Origin of the sequence: Syntrophotalea carbinolica DSM 2380 (assembly GCF_000012885.1) — a bacterium.
GTDB classification, from domain to species: Bacteria; Desulfobacterota; Desulfuromonadia; order Desulfuromonadales; family Syntrophotaleaceae; genus Syntrophotalea; species Syntrophotalea carbinolica.
On the sequence record NC_007498.2, the window covers coordinates 3,041,447 to 3,064,009 of the forward strand.

At 55.1% G+C, this 22,563-nt stretch carries 22 protein-coding genes; 16 read left to right on the forward strand and 6 right to left on the reverse strand.

The window, feature by feature from the left end:
* Window positions 1-106 precede the first annotated feature (106 nt).
* The 11 genes from PCAR_RS14115 to PCAR_RS14165 all read left to right on the forward strand — a co-directional run bounded on the left by PCAR_RS14115 (window position 107) and on the right by PCAR_RS14165 (window position 12,711).
* The gene (locus PCAR_RS14115) at window positions 107-781 is read left to right on the forward strand and encodes a hypothetical protein (protein WP_220431700.1); all 675 of its coding nucleotides are present in this window, start codon (window positions 107-109) and stop codon (window positions 779-781) included.
* A gap of 160 nt (window positions 782-941) precedes the next feature.
* On the forward strand, window positions 942-1,868 hold the full coding sequence (locus PCAR_RS14120; protein ID WP_011342368.1) for a glycosyltransferase: 927 nt from the start codon (window positions 942-944) through the stop codon (window positions 1,866-1,868).
* A 34-nt stretch (window positions 1,869-1,902) separates the two neighbouring features.
* Window positions 1,903-2,991, forward strand: a complete 1,089-nt coding sequence (rfbB, locus tag PCAR_RS14125) for a dTDP-glucose 4,6-dehydratase (RefSeq protein ID WP_011342369.1) — start codon at window positions 1,903-1,905, stop codon at window positions 2,989-2,991.
* A 36-nt stretch (window positions 2,992-3,027) separates the two neighbouring features.
* Window positions 3,028-3,972 (forward strand): dTDP-4-dehydrorhamnose reductase, encoded by a 945-nt coding sequence (gene rfbD / locus PCAR_RS14130; RefSeq protein ID WP_011342370.1) that lies wholly within the window; start codon window positions 3,028-3,030, stop codon window positions 3,970-3,972.
* Between the two features lie 88 nt (window positions 3,973-4,060).
* Complete coding sequence (rfbA, locus tag PCAR_RS14135) at window positions 4,061-4,939, forward strand: glucose-1-phosphate thymidylyltransferase RfbA (protein WP_011342371.1); 879 nt, start codon at window positions 4,061-4,063, stop codon at window positions 4,937-4,939.
* Window positions 4,936-5,478 carry a dTDP-4-dehydrorhamnose 3,5-epimerase gene (gene rfbC / locus PCAR_RS14140; protein ID WP_011342372.1) on the forward strand — a complete coding sequence of 181 codons (543 nt, stop codon included), beginning with the start codon at window positions 4,936-4,938 and terminating at the stop codon, window positions 5,476-5,478. The genes rfbA and rfbC overlap by 4 nt, the downstream gene beginning before the upstream one ends.
* Before the next feature lie 200 nt (window positions 5,479-5,678).
* Entirely contained in the window at window positions 5,679-6,803 is a 1,125-nt protein-coding gene (locus PCAR_RS14145) for a glycosyltransferase family 4 protein (protein ID WP_011342373.1), read from the forward strand.
* A 412-nt stretch (window positions 6,804-7,215) separates the two neighbouring features.
* Window positions 7,216-8,322, forward strand: coding sequence for a class II glutamine amidotransferase (locus tag PCAR_RS14150; RefSeq protein ID WP_011342374.1), 1,107 nt, complete (start codon window positions 7,216-7,218; stop codon window positions 8,320-8,322).
* Window positions 8,310-9,953, forward strand: a complete 1,644-nt coding sequence (locus tag PCAR_RS14155) for a glutamate synthase-related protein (RefSeq protein ID WP_011342375.1) — start codon at window positions 8,310-8,312, stop codon at window positions 9,951-9,953. The genes PCAR_RS14150 and PCAR_RS14155 overlap by 13 nt, the downstream gene beginning before the upstream one ends.
* 14 nt (window positions 9,954-9,967) lie before the next feature.
* On the forward strand, window positions 9,968-12,283 hold the full coding sequence (locus tag PCAR_RS14160; RefSeq protein WP_011342376.1) for an FAD-dependent oxidoreductase: 2,316 nt from the start codon (window positions 9,968-9,970) through the stop codon (window positions 12,281-12,283).
* Window positions 12,284-12,462: 179 nt separating this feature from the next.
* Window positions 12,463-12,711 (forward strand): DUF1858 domain-containing protein, encoded by a 249-nt coding sequence (locus tag PCAR_RS14165; RefSeq protein WP_011342377.1) that lies wholly within the window; start codon window positions 12,463-12,465, stop codon window positions 12,709-12,711.
* Here the strand turns inward: PCAR_RS14165 and PCAR_RS14170 are convergent.
* From PCAR_RS14170 to PCAR_RS14180, 3 genes are all read right to left on the reverse strand, one after another.
* A complete protein-coding gene (locus PCAR_RS14170; RefSeq protein ID WP_041531397.1) occupies window positions 12,708-12,908 on the reverse strand; it encodes a hypothetical protein in 201 nt (66 codons plus the stop codon). The genes PCAR_RS14165 and PCAR_RS14170 overlap by 4 nt on opposite strands.
* A 78-nt stretch (window positions 12,909-12,986) precedes the next feature.
* Window positions 12,987-13,460, reverse strand: a complete 474-nt coding sequence (locus PCAR_RS14175) for an arsenate reductase ArsC (RefSeq protein WP_011342378.1) — start codon at window positions 13,458-13,460, stop codon at window positions 12,987-12,989.
* Window positions 13,461-13,571: 111 nt separating this feature from the next.
* Window positions 13,572-13,949 (reverse strand): hypothetical protein, encoded by a 378-nt coding sequence (locus PCAR_RS14180; RefSeq protein ID WP_011342379.1) that lies wholly within the window; start codon window positions 13,947-13,949, stop codon window positions 13,572-13,574.
* Between the two features lie 185 nt (window positions 13,950-14,134).
* Between PCAR_RS14180 and PCAR_RS14185 the strand changes: the two genes are divergently transcribed.
* On the forward strand, window positions 14,135-14,821 hold the full coding sequence (locus PCAR_RS14185) for an FKBP-type peptidyl-prolyl cis-trans isomerase (RefSeq protein ID WP_011342380.1): 687 nt from the start codon (window positions 14,135-14,137) through the stop codon (window positions 14,819-14,821).
* Between the two features lie 214 nt (window positions 14,822-15,035).
* On the opposite strand, the gene PCAR_RS14190 is transcribed toward PCAR_RS14185, so the two are convergent.
* On the reverse strand, window positions 15,036-16,019 hold the full coding sequence (locus PCAR_RS14190) for a serine/threonine protein kinase (RefSeq protein ID WP_011342381.1): 984 nt from the start codon (window positions 16,017-16,019) through the stop codon (window positions 15,036-15,038).
* A gap of 239 nt (window positions 16,020-16,258) precedes the next feature.
* Complete coding sequence (locus PCAR_RS14195; RefSeq protein ID WP_011342382.1) at window positions 16,259-16,600, reverse strand: DUF4870 domain-containing protein; 342 nt, start codon at window positions 16,598-16,600, stop codon at window positions 16,259-16,261.
* A gap of 599 nt (window positions 16,601-17,199) precedes the next feature.
* Between PCAR_RS14195 and PCAR_RS18055 the strand changes: the two genes are divergently transcribed.
* From PCAR_RS18055 to PCAR_RS14210, 3 genes are all read left to right on the forward strand, one after another.
* Window positions 17,200-19,425, forward strand: a complete 2,226-nt coding sequence (locus tag PCAR_RS18055; protein ID WP_011342384.1) for a methyl-accepting chemotaxis protein — start codon at window positions 17,200-17,202, stop codon at window positions 19,423-19,425.
* Window positions 19,426-19,570: 145 nt separating this feature from the next.
* Complete coding sequence (locus tag PCAR_RS18690; RefSeq protein WP_011342385.1) at window positions 19,571-20,161, forward strand: metal-sulfur cluster assembly factor; 591 nt, start codon at window positions 19,571-19,573, stop codon at window positions 20,159-20,161.
* Window positions 20,158-20,784, forward strand: a complete 627-nt coding sequence (locus tag PCAR_RS14210; protein WP_011342386.1) for a sulfite exporter TauE/SafE family protein — start codon at window positions 20,158-20,160, stop codon at window positions 20,782-20,784. Before PCAR_RS18690 ends, PCAR_RS14210 begins: the two co-directional genes overlap by 4 nt.
* 28 nt (window positions 20,785-20,812) lie before the next feature.
* On the opposite strand, the gene PCAR_RS14215 is transcribed toward PCAR_RS14210, so the two are convergent.
* Window positions 20,813-21,214 (reverse strand): HD domain-containing protein, encoded by a 402-nt coding sequence (locus PCAR_RS14215; RefSeq protein ID WP_011342387.1) that lies wholly within the window; start codon window positions 21,212-21,214, stop codon window positions 20,813-20,815.
* Between the two features lie 202 nt (window positions 21,215-21,416).
* On the opposite strand from PCAR_RS14215, the gene msrA reads away from it, so the two are divergent.
* The gene (msrA, locus tag PCAR_RS14220) at window positions 21,417-22,523 is read left to right on the forward strand and encodes a peptide-methionine (S)-S-oxide reductase MsrA (RefSeq protein ID WP_011342388.1); all 1,107 of its coding nucleotides are present in this window, start codon (window positions 21,417-21,419) and stop codon (window positions 22,521-22,523) included.
* Window positions 22,524-22,563 lie beyond the last annotated feature (40 nt).

Genomic DNA, 22,563 nt, shown 5'->3' on the forward strand with positions numbered 1-22,563 from the left:
TTTCAGCCCCTCGACAAACTGCTTGCCTGCCAACGGGAGGATAGCCGTAGTTATATCAACATGGATCGGCAACCCGGACGACTACCTGCTTCGCTTAATGGACTCCATGAATACCCATAGCGCCGGCATGGATTACGACTTATTCCTTTGCGCCAATGGCGAAACCTACAAACTTCCCGCAAATCTGCAGGCCTCCTTCAAAAAGATCTTCATTCGCGAAAACAGCGGATTCAACCTTGGCGCATGGGATTATGCATGGCGCCGACTGTCCAATTACCGTTATTTCCTGTTTTTGCAGGATGATTGCTTTATAGAAAGAAAAAATTGGCTGCTTGCTTTTTACCAGCGATTTCAGGCCGCCGAAAAATGTGGACTCATCGGCGAAAATCTGAACAAAGGATGGATTCATTCCTGGGACACGCTTAGAGGCCTGAAGAAAGGCACAAAAACCATCTCTGAAGCAAAACGCCAACGCGCCGATTTTTATTATGGTAAAATCTGCAACTGGGGAATCGATCCCGGAGAGACCGCCTCGCACTTGACATCGGTGGTTCATTTCACCTCCAGCGACATCCTTTCTTCCATCGACGGCTACAAACACACCTGCAATTACGAGGAGGCGATAGCGGCTGAAATCGGCTTTTCCCGCAGCATCCGCGCCCTTGGCTACCGTTTATGCCAGCTCGACAACAAACAACATAAATTCATTGGACACAGACAGTGGTCCACAGACTCCTTCATTGAAAGAATTTTACAAAAATTCAAACAACCTGCATCCTGAACAAAAATGAATGGCTATCAAAGCCGCCGAACAATGGTCCTTCTGCAATGCTAAAGATATGACAATAAACTTGAATACTTGCTTTTCACTCTAAGTTTCTGGGTTCAATGCAATTTTAAACATTTTAAATGTATAAATTAAACTTTAATTTTGGATTAACATGAAAAACGTTAGCATTTGCATACCGTCATATAATAGTGAAAAGTATATAAACCAAACCATAGACTCTGTTCTCTGCCAACTCTACAAGAATTATGAAATTATAATTGTCGATGACAAATCATCTGACAATACAAGAGAAATAATTTCCAATTATGCAATAGAAAATAAATCTATCAAATTTTATACTAACGATTCAAACTTAGGTATCGTCGGCAATTTCAATAAATGTTTGAGTCTTTGTAAAGGAAAGTACATAAAATATCTCCTTGCTGACGACCTCTTCCTCACCCCAGACTGCCTGGGACGCTTTGTAGATGCTCTAGAAAGTCATCCGAACGTTTCGCTCGTCAGTTCAGGCAGGCAACTCATCGACTCCCAATCAAATGTGATTGGTGAGGCTGTCAGTTATGCTGAAGGTGTATATTCTCCTGGAAAAGAAATTATCAAGGATTGTCTTTTATATTTTAAAAATAAAATCGGAGAACCAACTTCTGTCATTTTCAGAAGAGATGCTCTAAAAAGAGGATTCAAAGATAACTATAGGCAAGTCCTTGACCTGGAAATGTGGTTTCACTTACTTGAAAATGGTGATCTTTACTATATAAAAGATAAACTGGTTGGCTTCCGAATACATGAAGAACAAACGACACAAAAAAACAAAAACGGCTTAGTTTATTTCAGTGATGTTCCACTTTTACTAAATGATTATTGCCACAAACCTTATATACGATTTGGAAGACTCATAAAGACATTGATTTTGATAAAATTCGGAGAAAAGGCGTTCAAATTATACAAAAATGGTCGGATAAACTTTTATGACATGAAAAGAATTATTAATCACGATTTTTCTTTTTTTACATTTATCATGCTGAGACCGTTTTACAAATTCGTGAAAAACATCTTGCGTTTAAAGTTTTTAAGATAAACGAACAAGCTTGATTGAATACAAAGGGACGGCCATGAAAAAAATATTAGTAACCGGCGGATGCGGATTCATAGGATCCAATTTTATCCATGTGGCCCGGCAATTTCTCCCGGACATTGCCATCATCAACCTCGACAAGCTGACCTATGCCGGCAACCCATCCAACCTCCGCGGACTGGAACAGGGATCCGGATACCGTTTTGTGGCCGGCGATATCTGCGACATCGACCTCGTGTCCCGGATTTTCACGGAAGAGAAGATTGACACCGTGGTGCATTTCGCCGCCGAATCCCACGTCGACCGCAGCATCGAGGGGCCCGCCGAGTTCATCCAGACCAATATTGTCGGCACATTCAATCTACTCGAAGCAGCTCGCAAAACCTGGCTGGCGCAACCCGCAGACGAGAACCGCGATAAGCGCTTCCTGCACGTCAGCACCGATGAGGTTTACGGGTCGCTGGGAGCTACCGGGTTTTTCACCGAAACCACGCCCTACGATCCGCGCTCGCCCTACTCTGCGAGCAAGGCCTCTTCCGACCACCTGGTCAGCGCCTATTTTCACACCTACGGCTTGCCCACCCTCATCACCAACTGCTCAAACAATTACGGACCGTATCAGTTTCCTGAAAAACTGATCCCGCTGATCATCAACAATGCGCTGAACGGCAAACCGTTGCCGGTCTATGGAGATGGCAAAAACGTGCGCGACTGGCTCTTTGTCGCAGATCACTGCCATGCCATCCTCCAGGTGCTGGCGCGCGGCAGAATCGGGGAAACCTACAATATCGGCGGCAACAACGAGAGACAGAACATAGAGGTCGTGCACACGATTTGCGATATTCTGGATGAGAAAGTAGGGTTGTTAGCTTCGGGTAAACCCCGGCGGGAACTGATCTCTTTCGTCAAGGACCGCGCCGGACACGATCGGCGCTATGCTATCGACGCCTCCAAGATCGGCAACGATCCCGGCTGGCAACCAGCGGTTACCTTTGAGGAAGGCATTCGCCGAACCATCGATTGGTATCTGGACAACCCGGATTGGTCCGCCGCCATCCTGGACGGCTCTTACCGGGAGTATTATCAAAAAATGTATGGCGTGAAGCTTGAGACCGTCGCCCCCTGAGTTCTTTTTCCCCTGACCTTTGGAGAGAACAGCAACATGCCGAATCAAAAACGCCGGGTGGCCATTGTCGGTGCCAGAGGAATGCTCGCCCGCATGGTGCTGCGATCGGCGCCGTCCGAGTGGGACATTGTCGCCCTTAGCCACCCCCAATTCGACTTGACCGACCGGGCCTCCGCCAGGATGGGGCTGAGTGCCTTTCAGCCTGATGTCATCATCAACTGCGCGGCCTACACCGACGTGGATGGTGCGGAATCAAACGAAGCTCTTGCTTTTTCGGTAAATGCCGTTGGCCCTGGAAATCTGGCACAGGTCGCCAAAGAGCTCAACGCAACCCTGGTGCACTTCTCTTCCGACTATGTTTTCGGCGGCGACAAAACAGCCCCTTACCGCGAGACCGACTGTCCGGACCCCCGGTCGATTTACGGCAAATCGAAGCTCCAGGGCGAACAGCTGATACAGGACAGCGGCCTGGAGCGATTCTTTATCGTCCGCACCAGCTGGCTGTATGGTCCCGGCGGGAAAAATTTTGTCGAATCCATGATCCGGTTGGCGCAACAACGCGAAGAATTGCGTATCGTGGCAGACCAGTTCGGTTCGCCCACCTACACAGCCGACTTGACGCAGGCTGCGCTAAACCTCCTTGCCGAGGAAACAACGGACACCAGGAAAAAGCGCACCCCAGATCCCCTTTATGGCATTTACCATTACGCCAACGAGGGGCAATGCAGTTGGCACCGGTTTGCGGAAGAGATCGTATCGCTGCTGAAAACCAACGGAGAAACCATTAAAGCGAAGCTCATTCTCCCTATTCCCACAACGGCATACCCCTTGCCGGCACCCCGCCCATCCTATTCCGTGTTATCCAAAGCAAAGTACCGAAAGACTACCGGCGCCATCGTCCCCAACTGGCGCCAGGCACTGGCTCGGTATATGGCAAACCGGCTGAATTCTCAAAGCCACCCCCAAGGCGGAAGCCCTTAAGACAGAACAAAGCGAAAACATCCCTGGCTTGACAACTCATAACTCCTCGGGCTTCAAGAAAGAGCATTTTGAAAGGAACGTATTCGTAATGGCTGCAATTAAAAAAGGCATCGTTCTGGCGGGTGGCGCCGGCAACAGACTCTACCCCTTGACCCTGGTGGCGAGCAAACAGTTGCAGCCGGTCTACGACAAGCCGATGATTTATTATCCCCTGGCAACCCTCATGCTTGCCGGTATCCATGATATCCTGATTATTTCAACACCGCAGGACATCCCCCGCTTCCGGGCATTATTGGGAAATGGCAGCCGATGGGGAATCAAACTGTCCTATGCCGTCCAGCCCGAGCCCAAAGGCATCGCCCAGGCATTTCTGATCGGGGAAGAATTCATCGCCGGCGAATCCGTCTGCCTGATCCTTGGCGACAACCTTTTTTACGGCAAGGTGGGACTGGATACGATCATTGACAACTTTGCCGGAGGCGCAACGGTTTTCGGCTATCCGGTCAGCGACCCGGAACGCTACGGAGTGGTGCAGTTCGACTCCGCGGGCAAAGCCATCGGACTCGAGGAAAAACCGTCAAACCCCAAATCCCAGTACGCCATCCCGGGACTGTACCTTTACGATAACAAGGTTGTCGCCATGGCGAAGAGCCTGCGGCCCTCCGGCCGCGGCGAACTGGAGATCACCGATCTCAATCTGGAGTATCTTCGACGGGGGGAACTCCAGGTGGAGAAACTCGGCCGGGGCATTGCGTGGCTCGATACCGGAACGCACATGAGCCTGCTGGAAGCCAGCCATTTCATCGGTACCATTGAAGCTCGACAAGGGACCAAAATCGCCTGCCTCGAAGAAATTGCCCTGCGCAAAGGATTTATCGACAAAAGCCGGATGACGACCATCCTTCGCGACATCCCGCAATCAAGCTACCGCGATTATCTCGAGCAAGTACTGAGAGACGAGTTATGAACAAGATTGAAACGGAACTTTCTGAGGTTTTTATGATCGAACCGAAAATCTTCGGCGATCAGAGGGGTTTCTTCTTCGAAAGCTTCAACCAGAAACAGTGGCAAAACACGACGGGCCTGAGCACCCGGTTCGTCCAGGACAATCATTCCCGATCCGCCAGGGGCGTGTTAAGGGGGCTGCATTACCAGATCGAGCAGGTTCAGGCCAAATTGGTACGCGTCATCGTCGGCGAGGTCTTCGATGTTGCCGTGGACATCCGGCGACACTCCCCAACGTTCGGCAAATGGGTCGGAGTCCGCCTATCCGCCGAAAACAAACGCCAGCTGTGGATTCCTGAAGGCTTTGCGCATGGTTTTCTCGTGCTGTCCGAGGTGGCGGAGTTCCTGTACAAGACCACGGATTATTATGCCCCCGAACATGAAAGAGCCATTATCTGGAACGATCCGGATCTTGCCATTCACTGGCCCACCGACGAAGAACCGACGCTGTCGGAGAAAGACAAAAGGGCTTTACCTTTAAACGAGGCCGAGCTTTTTTAGCCCTGAAAACCCCCAGACGCCGCGAAACCGGGGGGACAATATCCCCGCTGGCCTTCACCGCAATTCGAACAGGAGCAACTGGCACACATTGATTTTTCCGCTGCCCCCCCATTGTTGTGTTTACGTAACCGGAAGAACATGATAGTTTTCACCTTAATGCATCATAACGAATAGCATTAAGTGACAAAGGTTTCACATTTATGAAAATTGCCATAGTTCGAAAGGAATCCGGCTTCCAGCGGGGAGGAGCGGAAGCATATTGCGCCAATCTGTGTCGCTGCCTCGCGGACATGGGGCACCAGGTATTTCTGGTAGCTCGCGAATGCGATGATAACATTCATCCCGAATTGGTACACGTCCCCGTACAAGTTCGCAATTGGTCGTCGTCGGCACGCAACCTGTCTTTCCATCGCAACAGCCAAATCGCCCTCAAACAACTCAACGTTGACCGCGTATATGCCCTGAGCCGGACTTTTCCTGCCGACGCGTTCCGCTTCAGCGACCCTTTTCATGCCACATGGCTCGATATCCGCTATACCGCCCGGTGGCGAAACACGCTTGAACGGATGAATCCGCGCCACCGCACCATTCTGGCATTGGAGCAGGAGATCTGCCGCACCCAACATACCGGGGCCATCATCACCAATTCCCATTGGGTTCGCCGACAGTTACTCGATTACTACAACTACCCGGGCGAACGCATTCACGTCGTATACAACGGGGTCGATCTGGATAAATTCACCCCGCCCAGCCAAGAGGCTATCGTCAACGGGCCCTTGAAATTATTGTTCGTAGCCAACGATTTCGTTCGCAAAGGACTTGCCTTCATTCTTGATGCATTGCACCAACTGAAAACAGCCGGCATTGCCTGCCACCTGGCCGTTGTTGGCCGAGACAACCCCCTGCCGTTCCGCAAACACGCAGAAAAACTCGGCATATCCGCAGCTGTCGATTTTTGTGGGGCCAGCAGCCACACCCGGAACAGCTACCGTGCCGCAGACCTGTTGGTACTACCCACCCTAAGCGACCCCTTTGCCAACGTCTGTCTGGAAGCGCTGGCTTGCGGCTTGCCGGTTATGACCACGACCCACAATGGCGCCTCGGAAATACTGACCGAAGAGCAGACCGGATATGTGCTTCGTGGCGACCGTCCCCTTACTCCGCAAATTGTAACGGGACTCGTAAACTTCAGCCGTCTGTCCCGGGAACGGCGGCTGGAAATGCGTCGTCTGGCCAGGCTCTGCGCCCAGGGATTCACCATTACAAACAATACCCGGCAGACCGTCGAGGTTCTGGAATCGGCAAACCGACCTCAGCCATTCTGACCCAAGATTCCGAAACCCGCACCCATGCGCCCATTTTCAGCCCAGGCGGTTGTTACGCAAAGCTCGGCAGGGTAGCGGCCGCCGCACAACCGCGATCCAGCGCGATGTACATGCTTTATCCCGAACATCGAACCTCGCAGCGGCACCGGACTGTCTGAGTAGACAAAGTACTCTATCCGTGTAACAACGCCTCCCTGCAATCCCCACTCCCGACTTCGCCGCTGCGCCCCCGAAACTTCCGGATCCCCCGGCTAAGGTGTTGCCATTATAAGACTTTTAGCCTTCTTGAACCCGAACACAGAACACAACGAACACCCACCAAGAGCCCTGGCACCGTACTTGCATTTGAGTATCGGCCACACGAAACCCTTACGTGGTTGTTTGTGTACACACCATCCGGAGGTTAGATCGAATGTGTCGTATTGGAGCTATTAAAAGCCGCCACTATGTGCACCCCAGCCAAGCCCTTTTGCTCATGCAGTCCCAACAGAAGGGACATGACAATTCCGGCTTCGCCATGGTCATGCAGGACCTTGGGGGCATCTTCGAAAACTACAAGCATCTGCCTACTTTGTCGCTGGCCTGCACGGACGAAGGACTACAGATCGCCAAAGCCATCATGGACGCTCGCGGTTTCCGCATGGTCCACGAATGGGAGCCGCAGACCAACCGGCAGCCGGGTCTGGATATCCAGGCCATGCCGCACTACGTCTTCCAGACCTTTGATTATCCCGAAACCTACGCCGACGCCAGCCAGAAGGACAAAGAGGAACTGCTCCTCGACACCCGCCTGGAACTGCGGGCCGGCATGGAAGAGGATTGCAAAGGCTTCGCCTATTCCTTCTGGCCCGACGTCGTCACCCTGAAGGAAATCGGCGATCCCCGCGACATCGGAACGTTCTTCAATATCTGGGAAGCGGACGACAAGTTCACCGCCAAGGTCATCACTGCCCAGTGCCGGCAGAACACCAACTACGCCATCGTGCGCTATGCCGCGCACCCCTTCTTCATTCAGGGTTATACGGCACTGGCCAACGGCGAAAACACCTTCTATCAGAAAAACAAAGAGTTCCAGCAGAACCTGCATCGCGGATACATCGGCTTCGAGTCCGACTCCCAGTGCTTCCTTTACACTCTGCACCACGTGCATCACGAGCTGGGCTGGCCGCTGCCCTACTACAAACACGTCATCACGCCGCTGCCTTTCGAGGATGTCGTCAAACGGGAAGACCAGCAACAACTGCTGGCCTTGCGTCAGTCCCTGGCGCACCTGGAGATCAACGGTCCCAATACCATCATCGGCGTGTTGCCCGACAACACCATGTTCACCTGCTGCGACGCCAAAAAACTGCGGCCGGTCGTGGTCGGCAGGGATGAAGACACCGTGGTTCTGTCCTCGGAGGTCTGCGGCATCAACGAGATCCTGCCGAACCGCAATTGGGAGACGGATATCTACCCCAATGAGCGTGAAATCGTGGTTATAGACAACAACCTGGAGGTCCAGCGATGGAAACAGTAAAAATAAACGACATCGCCTGCAACGATCTTCCCTGGAAGATTCAGTATCATCCCGAGCGCTGCACCCTGTGCGGATCCTGTATTGCGGCCTGTACATTCGACGCCATCGGGCCGAAAATGGAGCGGCGACGCATTACCTTTACGGAAAGCGCCACCCCCGAACCCAAGACCCGTTTCACCGCTCAACCGGTGATCGCCCAGGCGAACAAGATCAAGAACTTCTGCCGCGGCTGCGGCGTCTGCGAGCGCGTGTGCCCCAACAACGCCATCAGCTCCAGTCGCAACCCCGACTCCCGCTTCAACGTGGTCTACGCGACTTCGACCGGCACCGGACCCAAACGCGGCGGTCGTAACAATCTCGAAGTACAGGCCCGCACCCTGGACACCTTGCGCGTCGGGCGTATTTCGCAGATGACCGACCCGAGCCTTGACGCCCAGCGCCATGTCTTCGACTGTCTTGCTCCCCTGGGGCGCATTCTGCCGGCAAACTCGCTGCCCTTTGACCAGGCCGCTGACGGCAATCTGGTCCAGAAGGGCCACACCCCGCCGGTACACTGGATCTACCCGGTTATCATCGGCGACATGTCCATCGGGGCCTTGTCCTGGCGCATGTGGGAAGCTATTGCCATGGCGGTCGCCTACCTCAACGAGGAATGCGGACTGCCGGTGCGCATGTGCTCCGGGGAAGGCGGCATGCCGGTACGGCTGCTGAAAAGCCGTTACCTCAAATACATGATCCTGCAGATCGCCTCCGGGCATTTCGGTTGGAACCGCATCATCCAGGCCATGCCGGATATGGTTGAAGATCCGGCCGGGATTTTGATCAAGATCGGCCAGGGCGCCAAGCCCGGCGACGGCGGCCTGCTGATGGCGGCCAAAGTGGCCGAGCACATCCAGGCCATCCGCGGCGTGCCCAAGGCGGATCTGCTGTCGCCGCCCAACCATCAGGGTCTCTACTCCATCGAGGAGAGCGTGCAGAAGATGTTCCTGTCTTTCAATGCCGCTTTCAAATTCCGCGTGCCGGTGGCCATCAAGGTTGCCGCAAGCGCCACCTCGGTTTCGGTGTTCAACAACCTGGTGCGCGACCCCTATAATATCGTCGGCGGATTCTTCCTCGACGGTATCGACGGCGGTACCGGCGCAGCCCACGACATCAGCCTCGACCATACCGGCCACCCGAGCGTCAGCAAACTGCGCGACTGTTACCTGGCCGCGGTGGCACAGGGTCGTCAGGGGCAGATTCCACTGTGGGCGGCCGGCGGCCTCGGCAAAACCGGCAACCTGGCAGCCGATGCCTTCAAGATGATGTGTCTTGGCGCCAACGGCGTATTTACCGGCAAGCTGATTCTGCAGATGGCCGGTTGCCTCGGCAACGACCACAGCCGCTGCAACGCCTGCAACACCGGCCTGTGCCCGGTAGGCATCACCACGCAGCAACCGGTACTGGTCAAGCGTCTCGATCCGGAACGAGTGGCGGAAAATATCGTCAACTACTTCCTGGCCATGGATGTGGAGTTGCGCAAGCTCATGGCCCCCATCGGCAACTCCTCCCTGCCCATCGGTCGTTCCGACTGCCTGGTCTCTTCGGACAAGGCTGTCGCTGATCGTCTGCAGGTTCAGTACGTCTGTTAAGGAGGTTTCAAGTAATGGCAGCCTTTATCAATGGCTTTGATGAAAATAATCGCCGTATTTCCACCCAGCAGCTGCTGCAGAAGATTTACGACGCTCTGGAGGCCGGCGAGACCGAATTCGAGGTTCTCTCCTCCGGCCATCACGACATTGGCGGACCGCTCTGGACCAAAGACGGCAAGCCTCTGAAATTCACCGTTAAAAACCCCGGCCAGCGTGTCGGCGCCTTCGGCCTGGCCGGCACCGAGATCGTTATCAACGGTCCGGCCCCGGCTGATGTCGGCTGGCTGAATGCCGGTGCTACCGTCGTGCTCAAGGGCGACGGCGGCGACACCACCGCCCACTGTTCCGCCAGCGGCAAGATCTATGTCGGCGGTCGTGCGGGCACCCGTACCGGCTCCCTGATGAAACGCGACCCGGCCCATGAGGCACCGGAACTGTGGGTCCTCAAAAACGTCGGTTCCTTCTCTTTCGAATTCATGGGCGGCGGCATTGCCGTGGTCTGCGGCTACGACAGCGAAGAATTCGAATCGGTGCTTGGCGACCGTGCCTGCGTCGGTATGGTCGGCGGCACCATCTATGTGCGCGGCCCCATCCAGAACCTGTCCAAGGATGTCTGGCTAATGGAGCTGGACGAATTCGACCATGAGTTTCTGACCAGCAACATGCCCGTGTTTCTCGGCAAGATCGACAAACCTGAGCTACTGCAGGAACTCACCGACCTGTCCCAGTGGAAAAAGATCGTCGCCAAATCCTACGAAGAACGCCAGGCCAGCGAACGTATTTCCCTGCGCGAATTCCGCTTGAACAAATGGGTGGAAGGCGGCATCTTCGGAGATGTCGTCACCGACGATTACGATATCGTGGCCAATCTGGTCAACGCCGGCGACATGCGTCTGAAGATTCCGCACTGGAAAAACAAAGCCTATGCCGCCCCCTGCCAGTCGGCCTGCCCCACCGGCATTCCGACCCAGGATCGCATCCGGCTGCTGCGTGAAAACAAGACTCAGGAAGCTCTGGAACTGGTGCTGTCCTATTCGCCGTTCCCGGCCAGCGTGTGCGGGCAGGTTTGTCCCAACCTCTGCATGGATGCGTGCAGCCGTCGCTACCTGGACCATCCGGTAGCCATGAAGGAACTCGGCCGCCTGTCGCAGAGCGTTGCAGCCCCTGAACTGCACCCCTCCACCGGCAAGAAGGTAGCGGTACTCGGCGGCGGTCCCGCCGGCCTGTCCGTCGCCTGGCAACTGGCGCTGCGCGGTCACAGTGTGGTTCTCCACGAAGCGGACAAGGAAGTCGGCGGCAAATTGCGCCAGGCCATCCCTTCGGAGCGTCTGCCGCGCGAAGTCCTGAACGACGAAATCAACCGTATCAAAAACATCGGCGTCGACATCCACACCAACAGCAAAATCGACAAAGAAGCTTTTGAAGCCCTGCGTGGTGAGGTTGATGCCGTGGTCGTGGCTACCGGTGCCCATAACCCTGTGGTCATCCCCTTCCCCGGCCATGAGCGCCTGGTCAAAGGCCTGGAGTTCCTGAAAGACATCAACAACGGTCTGCAGCCCAAAGTCGGCCCCAAGGTGGTGGTTATCGGTGCCGGTAACGCGGGCATGGACGTGGCCATCGGTGCCTATCATATGGGAGCCGAGCAGGTCACCGCCATCGACGTGCAACGGCCTGCCGCCTACCAGAAGGAGATCGACCAGTTCACCAAACTTGGCGGCAAGATCGATTGGCCGGTCTACACCGAAAAGATCACCGAAGCAGGTCTGCACACCAAGGATGGACGCCTGATCGAGGCCGACACCGTGATCATCGCCATCGGCGAGCGTCCCGACCTGTCCTATGTACCGCGCGAATGGCTTACCGACCGCGGCATGATGGAAACCGACGACTGCCTGCAGGTCAAAAAAGCTCCCGGTGTGTTCGCCCTGGGCGACACCATCAAGCCGGGTCTGCTGACTCACGCCATCGGTACCGGTCGCGAAGTCGCCGATTACATCGACGACTACCTTGGCGGGCGCGAGCTGATCGCCAAGCCCGAGCCGGTGATGATTTCCCAGTCACAACTTCACAAGGAATCGTTCATGCCGCAGAATCGCGGTCGGTTCCGGGTCGAAGATGCCTGCAGCGAAGTCGATCGCTGTATCAGCTGCGGCAGTTGCCGCGACTGCACCCTGTGCCTGGAAACCTGCCCGGAAGGGGCCATTGTCCGCGAAGAAAAGCCCGACGGCACCTTCGAGTACGTCTCCGATGAAAAATACTGCATCGGCTGCGGCCTCTGTGCCGGCATCTGCCCCTGCGGTATCTGGCAGATGGAAAAGACCATTTTCTGATGTTTCCATCGCCATAAGGGCTTCAATCACAAAGGCGGAACCGCAAGGTTCCGCCTTTGTTTGGTTTAAAGCGCTATCGTTCTCGACCATCCCCCGACACATCGCGCGCGAACTTGACGGCGAACTCCCCATAATAGGAAAATGAAATCAGGAATGATCTTTCCAAGAGGGAGACGGTTATGAAAAAACACATCATCAACGGCGAGATGAAGATCTGGGATGTCATTCAGGATTACCCTGAAACCTACGGCATATTCCGGCAATTCGGCTATCCGGATATTCGCAAGGGAGACACTGCCGTCACATCCCATTTCATGAAATTACGCACAGCCGCCCATGCCTATCATATCGATCTGGACAAATTGCTTGAAGCGCTGAATGACGCGATCGCCGGGCACGACCGGGGCGCGTGCGCCACACGCCACTAAAGATAGGGCACATGGAGCAATGCCGCCGCCGTGGCTTGCTCCATCCCGCCGTTGCAGCCCCGCACATCGGGCTCCATGAAACAACAGCCGATCTCGGGAAAACGTGTTCCTGCGCTCAATACGGGGGAACAGCTCTCCTGCTTTAGCGTACGTCCCCGCAATAAGGGCAACAATTTTGAGGTGTTGCGTAAAAACATGCCCTTCTTCCTGATTATCCTTTCCCCTAAATACCACCGGATTAAACTCGCCCCGCGAACAACAGGGGTAAAACAGGACTACTTGTCCTCGAAAAACCGCTCAAGACCGGCTTTGATCGCATCTCGCGAGTTCCGGAATGCCGTCAAAATCTGTTCCTCATCACCGACAAGCTGAGATGGATCGGGATAGCCAAGGAGAAACACGCGCTCGCCCCCGTGACTCGATTTTTCAAGATGTGGGCAAGGTTCGCCGCAACGCCCGCAGTAACTGCCGGCACCATGAACTTTGCACTTCTCCCCACTCTCTCCCAACAGACTGATGACAAAATCAAAAGTCTCCTCGGAAAAACCCTCGGCACTCTTTGCATGTTGACCGGAGATGTCGATGCCGACCTCGGACATAACGGCCAGGGCCGAAGGATGGACGGAGCTTGCTTCGGTCCCGGCGGAAACAGCCGAAACCCGCTCCCCCAGGCAGTGGTTGGCCAGCCCCTCGGCCATTTGGGAGCGGCAGGAGTTTTGGGTACTTAAAAACAGGACTCTGATTTTCACAAGAGATCGCCCGATCCGGGGGCCATCGCCCCCTGTTACTGAGAGATTATTTCCTTTTCCCTTCGATGTACACCCAAGCTTTTCATTTAACATGCCAACGAAAAGCGTACTCTAAAAAGCGGAATCTCCCCCCGGATAAGGATTGCGGGGATCGGCCTTGAGTCGCATATCGAGAATCTCCAACAGCAGTTGGGCGGCAGCGCGTGGCTTCAGCCGGATAAGACGTTTATGCAGGTGTGCCACCCCTCCCGGAAGGTTTTCAAGGAGATACGCCAGGGCCTTGCCGGCGTCGGAATCGCGACGGAGTCGTTCGAGTTCGCGAGCGGTTCGCCGGTGGGTAAGGGGCACACCGGCATCAATCCCCCACTTCATCAATTGAAAAACCGCCAGAAGTGTGGGATCGGCAGACACCTCCACCATCCTGAGCTTAAGGCAAGCAACCTGATTGATGGGGAGCAGGTTCAAATGTTCAAGGTCGGAATTCGTCATTTTTTCAGGCTACACCATGACCTACCAGGGAAGTCAAGCCATGGGTTCCCCATCACCCGAGATACAACAACTTCGCTCCTAATCCACATATTGACAGACCAAAGCCGGTCTTTTAAGCTGTTCGGGTTTGTCGGTCGAATAAAATACCCGCAACCGGGATACCCAAAACTCAAAAAGGACCTGCCATGAAATATTTTTTTTGTTCACTGCTCGCACTGACATGCATTCCCGCCGTCGTTTCGGCGCAGGACGCACCGCAACTGCAGACCCCTGAAGCCAGGGCCAGCTATAGCCTCGGCCATAAAATCGGCAGTGATTTTAAGGCGCAGAATATCGTCGTGGACCCCGACCTGGTAGCGCAGGGGTTAAAGGATGCCCTGGCCGGGCAGACTCCGGCCCTTTCCGAGGATCAGCAGCGCGAAGCCTTAAAGGAATTGCAGAAGCGGGTGGCCGCTCGCCAGCAGATGATGAAAAACCAGGTAGCGGATAAGAATCTTTGGGAAGGCAGGGCGTTTCTGAATAAGAACCGGCAGAAACCCGGGATTATAAGCAGCGCCACCGGCCTGCAATACAAGGTGCTTGATGCCGGCGCGGGCAAACGCCCCGGCCTGCAGGACCGCGTGACAGTGCACTATCGCGGCCGTTTGCTGGACGGAACCGAGTTTGACAGTTCCTACAAACGCGGCAAACCGGCCACCTTTCCCGTGCAAGGCGTTATTCGCGGTTGGACGGAGGCCCTGCTGATGATGAAACCCGGGGCCAAATGGCAGCTTTTCATTCCGCCGGACCTCGCCTACGGTAAAAAGGGCAGCCACGGCATCGGCCCCAATGCGACATTGATTTTTGATGTGGAGTTGTTGGAGATCAATTGACGGGAAAACCGTCATTTGTCATTGGTCGTTGAAAAGCTTTTCCTAACCGCAGAGTTCGCGGAGAGCGCGGAGAGGGGTTAAAATCTTGTTAAAAAGATTTGTATTTCTCTGTGTTCTCGGCGATCTCTGCGGTAAATAGATTTGAGACTCAGAACTTGCCCCGCCCCGGGATCCAATCACGAATCACCAGTCACCAATCACTCGCCGTTCGCTCTCACACCTGCAACGCCGGTTCCTGCACAGCCGCGATCTGCTCGCGCAGTTCCAGGATGTGATCACCCCAGTAACGCGGCGTGTTGAACCAGGGGAAGCTCGGTGGAAAAGCCGGATCCTCCCAGCGCTGTGCCAGCCAGGCGGTAAAGTGTATGATGCGCAGACTACGGAGTGCTTCGACAAGCTGCAATTCCCGCGCATCGAAATCGTTGAATTCCGTATATCCGTCTAAAATTTCAGAAAGTTGCGCTGTTTTAGCGGCCCGGTCGCCGGACAACATCATCCACAGATCCTGTACCGCCGGAGCCATGCGCGCATCGTCGAAATCGACGAAATGCGGCCCGCCGTCGCGCCACAGGATATTGCCGGGGTGACAATCGCCATGGGTGCGGATGTATTGCACCTGTCCGCTACGAGATAGAATGTCCTCGATCCCCTGCAGCAGATCACGGGTCAACGCATCGTAATGCCCCTTAAACTCCTGCGGCACATACCGCTCACTCACCACAGCAACGGCATCATGACCGAAGCTGTTGCTATCGAGACACGGACGGGCTTCGAAGGGACGCACCGCCCCGACCGCATGAATACGCCCCATGAGCCGCCCCAGGATCAACAGATTATCCGGATTGTCCAACTCCGGTGCATGCCCGCCCCGCCGCGGATACAAGGCGAAACGAAATCCGCCGAAGGAAAAAAGGCTTTCCCCCTCCGCGTTGACCAGTGGCGCAACCACCGGCAATTCGTGCTCGATCAGCTCGAAACAAAACTGGTGTTCTTCATGTATCTGGATGTCCGTCCAGCGCTCGGGACGGTAGAACTTTGCCACCAGAGGATCCTGCCCTTCGATACCGACCTGGTAAACCCGGTTTTCATAACTGTTCAATGCCAGGGTCCGGCAGTCGCAAAGATAGCCCTGACTTTCCACAGCATCCATGACGAAACCGGGCGTCAAGGTCTGAAAAGGGTGCGGGTCACAGGTCATGCATTCCTCCAGGCAACAGGTCAGGATAAATACGGTAGGAACGAAACAAATACAGGCAAGGGCAATGTAACAGGATTATCCGGATAGCTCAACCGGCATTCCCGCACAAAACCGGGTGCCACCTTCACCATTATGTGCGCGAACAACAAAAAGGCGCCAGCTCCCAACCTTTATCAGGCAGGAGAGGCGCCGCGAATACTGTTGAACAAAATTTTACAGGTAACGCTTGGCCGGCAAGCTTACTTGATCAGGCGCAGGGTCCAGGGCACCTTGAAGTCTTTACCATTGGAACAGGCGATTGCCCCCATGATGCAAAACACCACGTTACAGATCCAAACGGCGGGCAGGATCAGAAAACCGACCAATATGGCCGTCAGGACGCCGCCGATGAGCATGGCGATTGCCGCAGTGATCGACCAGTTCAAGGCCTCTTTCGACTGGCTCAGGACATAGGCATCCTCTTTTTTAATCAAATAAAATACCAACCCGGGAATAAAACCGAAAAATATGGTGCCGATCCATATAAGCAACGCCATATTTTTTGATTCCTGATTTACGGTCACGTCCTTTACCTCTTCCATCAGCACTCTCCTTTTGATCTGGTTTACGCACGCATCCTCCCCTCGGGAGACATGCAAAACGCCCACATTTCCTGCCCGGCCAGCGATGCCGGAACAATACAGACATTTTGTCTGCAAAACAAAAAAGTAAAACGGTTTCTTGAATATAAGCAAATTAAACACACAACACAACGTGTAAAATAGTTATTTCGACAATAAATCCCGAATACCCCGCACATTACCGCGGCTTTTATTATAGGTTTCGCGAATCAAAGGTTTCCTATCTAAACAGATGTCTCACTATGCAACACCGGCGCCAGAGCGCCCTCCAGCCAAACAATTGACCGGATTTAACCCAAAAAATGCACCGGGGCTTTCCTGCCGCCACTTCCATCAGGTTTACGGTCGCTTACGCACTGTCATGAATCCGACACAATAAGCTGTTATATTATTGGCACCTTTTTCCCCCGATATTTCCCCGGGCACATATCTTGCCCATCTTTCTGTCCGCTATTTTACGGCATCCCGGAGCCTGATGAAAATAGCAACAGTGTTTCAGCCGTCACACAGCCACTGTGTGTTTCGCAAGACTCAGCTTATTTATGAATGGGGGAGAACGCATGAATTTCAAAGACCTTAGCCTGACCGCAAAGATTGCCGTCGGATGCGGCGTACCGCTCGTACTGCTGCTGGTTCTCGGCGGTATCAGCTACAACGGAATGTCCGGCCTGCTGGAATCGGCACAACTGGTCGACCACGGCCATGTGGCCGTGGAACAGTCCAAAGACCTGGAAAAGGTGATTCTGCAAATGCAGCTTGGACAAAAGGGTTACCTGATTTCCGGGAAGGAAGCGATGCTGGCCCTTTACAAGGAAGGCGAGCAAGTGGTGGGTGAGCGCATAGCCGAGCTTAAGGGCCTGGTTGCGGAGCGCCCCAACCAGATCGCCCTGCTGGATGAAATCGCGACCCTTGCCGATCGCTGGCGCACCGAAGCGGCCGAGCCGGAGATCCTGGCACGAGAGCGCATCGACATGAGCGCGGAGGAGCGACGCGAGCGCGCCAAAACCGAGGGCGACAGCGGCATGGTCAAAGTCGAGGAGGTTCTCGACCCAGCGACCCTGCGCCAATACCAGAAACTGTTCGGCTCCGTGACCGGTTTGAGCAACATGGTCGCCGAACATGACGGCTCCCCCGTGCGCATGCAAAGCCTCAACGAATTTTCCACCTTTTGTTTCGGCCTGGTCCGGCAGAGCCAAAAAGGCGCCGTGGCCTGCCAGAAGGAGGATGCCAAAGGGGGCCGCGTCTCTGGCGAAACAGGCAAACCCTATGCCTACGAGTGCCACGCCGGCCTGGTCGATTTTGCCGTTCCGATTATGGTGGACGGCCGCCAGATCGGTTCCTGGCTGGGTGGCCAGGTGCTGACCAAAAAACCGGACGATGCGCGCTATCGCAAGCTGGCAAAGGAGCTGAACATCGACCCCGACGCCATGGTTAAAGCGGTCCACGAAATCCCCGTCCTGTCCAAAGTAAAAGTCGAACAATCGATGGAGTTTTTAAGCCTGCTGGCCCAGACCATGTCGAAGCTCGGCAACAACCTGCGACTCTGGCAGATTCTCACCGATCGGGTTGAATCGGGGGTGGGCGACGGCATCATGAATGAAATGCGGGAAAAACTCGACCTGTTCATTACGGCGGAAATCGACCAGGTCAAAACCGTCCAGGCGCAGGCAGAGGCCCGTACCACCAGCACTAAAGTGCTGATCCTGGCTTGTGCCCTGGTGGCCCTGGTGATAGGATGCGCTGTCTCGGTATTTATCGTCCGCAGCATCACCGGTCCCATTGCCAAAGCCATGACCCTTGCTGAAGATCTGAGCCGGGGCGATTTCTCCAAGCGCCTGAATCTGAAACAGGCCGATGAAGTCGGCCAGCTTTCCGAATCCCTGGACCGCATGGCCGAGATGCTCGGACAGAACGACGCGACCTTGAAGGCCAATCTGAAAAACCTTAACGATGTGCTTGCGCAAGTCGACAGTATCTCCCTGAGCATGGACCACAGTTCGCACACCTTGAGCGACTCGGGACAGTCGTTGTCCCAGGCCGCCACCGAGGCTGCCAGCTCGCTGGAAGAGATCTCCGCCGCCCTCACCCAGATCGGGGCCCAGACCAAAGACACGGTGGAAAACGCGGGCATGGCCAACACCCTCAGTGCGACTTCGCTGGAGGTGGCCACAGCCGGCAAAGAACAGATGGACGACATGCTCAATGCCATGGGTGCCATCCACGATTCAAGCCAGAACATCGTCAAAATCACCAAGGTTATCGACGAAATCGCTTTCCAGACCAATCTTTTGTCCCTCAACGCAGCCGTGGAAGCTGCCCGCGCCGGACAGCACGGCAAGGGATTCGCCGTCGTCGCCGAAGAGGTACGCAATCTGGCCGTGCGCAGCGCCAAAGCCGCCCACGAAATCAGCGATCTGATCCTGAACTCCGTCGGCAAGGTGGAAAACGGCAACAGGCTGGCCGGCGAAACCTCTGAAGCACTGGTAAAAATTGTCGATGCGACCGCCAAGACAGCTGCCATCGTCAAGGAGATCTCCGATGCCGCCAGCGAGCAGGCTGCTGGTATCGACCAGATTTCCCAGGGCTTGTCCCAGGTCGACGGGGCCACCCAGATGGTTACCGCCACCTCCGAAGAATCGGCGGCTACCTCGGAGGAATTGGCCGGCATGGCGACGAATCTCCGCACCATCATCGAAAAACAGCGCGGCAACATGGACGGCGACACCTCCCAGACCGCCGCAATAGACAGCGTCCAGAACAAGCAACGGCTGTTGCCGCCGGCATAAAGCATGCGGTGTCCGTTCCACTGTAAATCGCGGCTAGGGCCAGGACTCACCGCCTGCCGCCATGAACCACGGCTCTAAAACGGATACAACCGCACAGATTTCACTGTGCGGTTGTATCTAAATTTGAGTCCCAAGGATATTCGGAATGAAGGTATCGACAGCCCGTCGCATATGGCGACGCATATTACTGGCGTTGCTCTTCTGCGGTGTCGGCTATGGATTCACGCTTATTCCCGGCATGGTCATGGAGTACACGGTAAAGCGGCAAACTGCCGAGCGCAGAGAAGCCGCCGCACCACCGGTCTCTCAAGCACCCCCGGCGGCGCCCTCCCGCCAGACCGAACAGAGTCCCTCCGCTCCCCTCCCGGCGGAACCCGCTGCAACCCGGGCGGAAACGATGGAAAGCGATCAACCGGCTCTCGCAAGTGATCCGGCACATGAGGCGATCATACAGGCGTTGAAAACCGTCATCGACCCTGAGCTCGGCATCAATATCGTCGATCTGGGCCTGATTCGCGACATTGCGGACCACGGTGCGGAAGGGCTGACCATCACGATGATTCCGACCTCCCCGCTATGCCCGTACCTCAAACAGCTTGTCGCGGCCATCAAAACAAAGGTCGGGCACCTTGCCGTTCAGCAAAAAGTGCAGGTCACCGTCGACATGAAGCACCGCTGGACGCCCGACAATTTATCCGCCGCCGGCCGCCGCCATTTTTTCGGGAGCAAACCATGATCGCCAGCGCCTTGACCCTGGGCCTTTCAACGGGATTTTTCTGTCTGGGCACCTGTGCACCGGTACTCATGGCCCTTTTTGCCAGCAGCGAGGAATCGGGTTTAAAACATCAAGTACGCGGCCTCGCAGTTTTTCTGACAGGCAGACTGATCGCATACTGCCTGTTCGGCGCGGCCAGTTACGCCGCCGGGCGTGCCTTGGGAGATCAAGGCATGGGCATGACCGCTTTTCTGCCCTTGGGGGATGTCCTGCTTGGCGGTGTCATGCTTATCCACGCTTCAGGATACCGGCTGCCGCACCTGGTATCGTGCCGGACCACCAGCAGATGGTTCAGAAAGCACAACCTGCTGTTTGCAGCAGGTTTTTTCACCGGCGTAAACCTCTGTCCGCCGTTTATACTGGCCCTTACCCAGGCCATGCGCAGCGATTCGCTACTGCAGAGTGTGGCGTTTTTCGCGGTATTCTTTCTCACCACCTCCATCTACCTGTTGCCCTTTGTGCTAACGGGACTGGCGGCAAGGTTTGCCGAAATGCGGGCCGCAGCACGCCTGGCCTGCGGAATGGGCGGGATCTGGTTCATGATACACGGGGGCATGCTGTTCGCAGCATGGATTGGAAAGTAAAACACCCGAGGACCGGCGAGCGCCGGACTTAGCCTTCTTCCTGGCGATTGACGATGCGATCAGCGTCCTTGAGAATCGCCAGTTCGGGGTAATCGTAACGCGACGGCGAATGATGGTTGCCGATGATGTCGACAACCTTCTGCAACTTGTCGGGCGGGAAATCGATACCGATCAGCATTTCGCGGGCCACGGGCGGTCCATACTGCTCCTGGGTCTTGCCGTTGTTGTAGCCGAGCACGCATTCCGATGGCTTGATGCCCACATCATGCAGCAGCGCCGCGGCGATCACCACATCGGAATCGTAATTATCATAGCCTTCCATAATATTTTCGGCGTGGTGCAAAACACTGACGGCATGCTGAATACGCCGAAAATCGTCTTCGAAATAATCAACCAGCAGTTTTACGATCCGTCCCTTGAGATAGTCCATAATCCCCCGTATTCAGGATAGTTGTGCGCACGTTGGCACTCGGTTTCGCACACGTTAGCGTTGCCTGCGCTTATTTGCAAATATTTTATCTTCTCTTCGCCGATACCCGATATAAGGCATTCCAGGTTGCTGCGATTAGACCGCGTCCCCGGATCAGCGTATAATAAAGGGACTGTTTACCAGCAAACCCGGAGGTGACTCCATGAAACGACACTGGCTCAGGACTTTGTTTTTCACTCCGTTGATCTTCATGGTCGGCATCGCCATGGCGGCTACCGGCCCGAACCAAGGAGCGAACATGACCGATCAAGATAAAAAGCAAATGGTGGCAACCTTTGCCGGGGGATGTTTCTGGTGCGTGGAATCCGATTTTGAAAAAATCCCCGGCGTCACCGAGGTCATATCGGGCTATAGCGGCGGCCACGTGGCGAACCCCAGCTATAAACAGGTATCCGCCGGTGGTACCGGGCATGTCGAAGCCGTGCAGGTTCACTACCACCCCGCCGAGGTCGGCTATGAACAATTGCTGGATGTGTTGTGGCGACATATCGATCCGACGGATGCCGGCGGGCAGTTCGTCGACCGAGGCTCGCAATACCGCTCCGTGATCTTTTATCATGACGAGCAACAGCGCGGCATCGCCGAAAAATCCAAACAGGCCCTGCAGCGATCGGGACGCTTCGATAAACCCATCGTGACGGAAATACTGCCCTTCAAGGCCTTTTTCGTCGCCGAAGATTACCACCAGGACTATTACAAAAATCACCCCATACGCTACAAGTACTACCGCTGGAATTCGGGACGCGACCAGTTCCTGGAAAAAGTCTGGAGTAAAGAAATAATGAACAAAAATTCCGGTTCGGATAACCCTCGTTACAACAAACCGGACGATGCCAGCCTGCGCGACACCCTGACCCCGCTACAGTACAAGGTCACCCAGAAGGAAGGTACCGAACCGCCGTTTAAAAACGCCTACTGGGACAACAAGGAGGCTGGCATCTATGTCGACATCGTCTCGGGCGAACCCTTGTTCAGCTCCCTGGACAAGTACACATCGGGAACCGGCTGGCCGAGCTTCGTCCGCCCCCTGGTGAGCGAAAACATTGTCGAACGTGAAGACCGTAAACTCTTTTCGGTACGCACCGAAGTCCGTAGCCGTTACGGCGATTCGCACCTGGGACACGTCTTCAACGATGGCCCGCCGCCGACCGGCCTGCGTTACTGCATCAACTCGGCGGCCCTGCGCTTCATCCCCGTCGAGCAGCTGGAAAAGCAAGGCTACGGCGAATTCCTCGAGCGCTTTAAATAATCACACGGCCCCTTCCGCCTTATCTTTCACGCAATCCGCG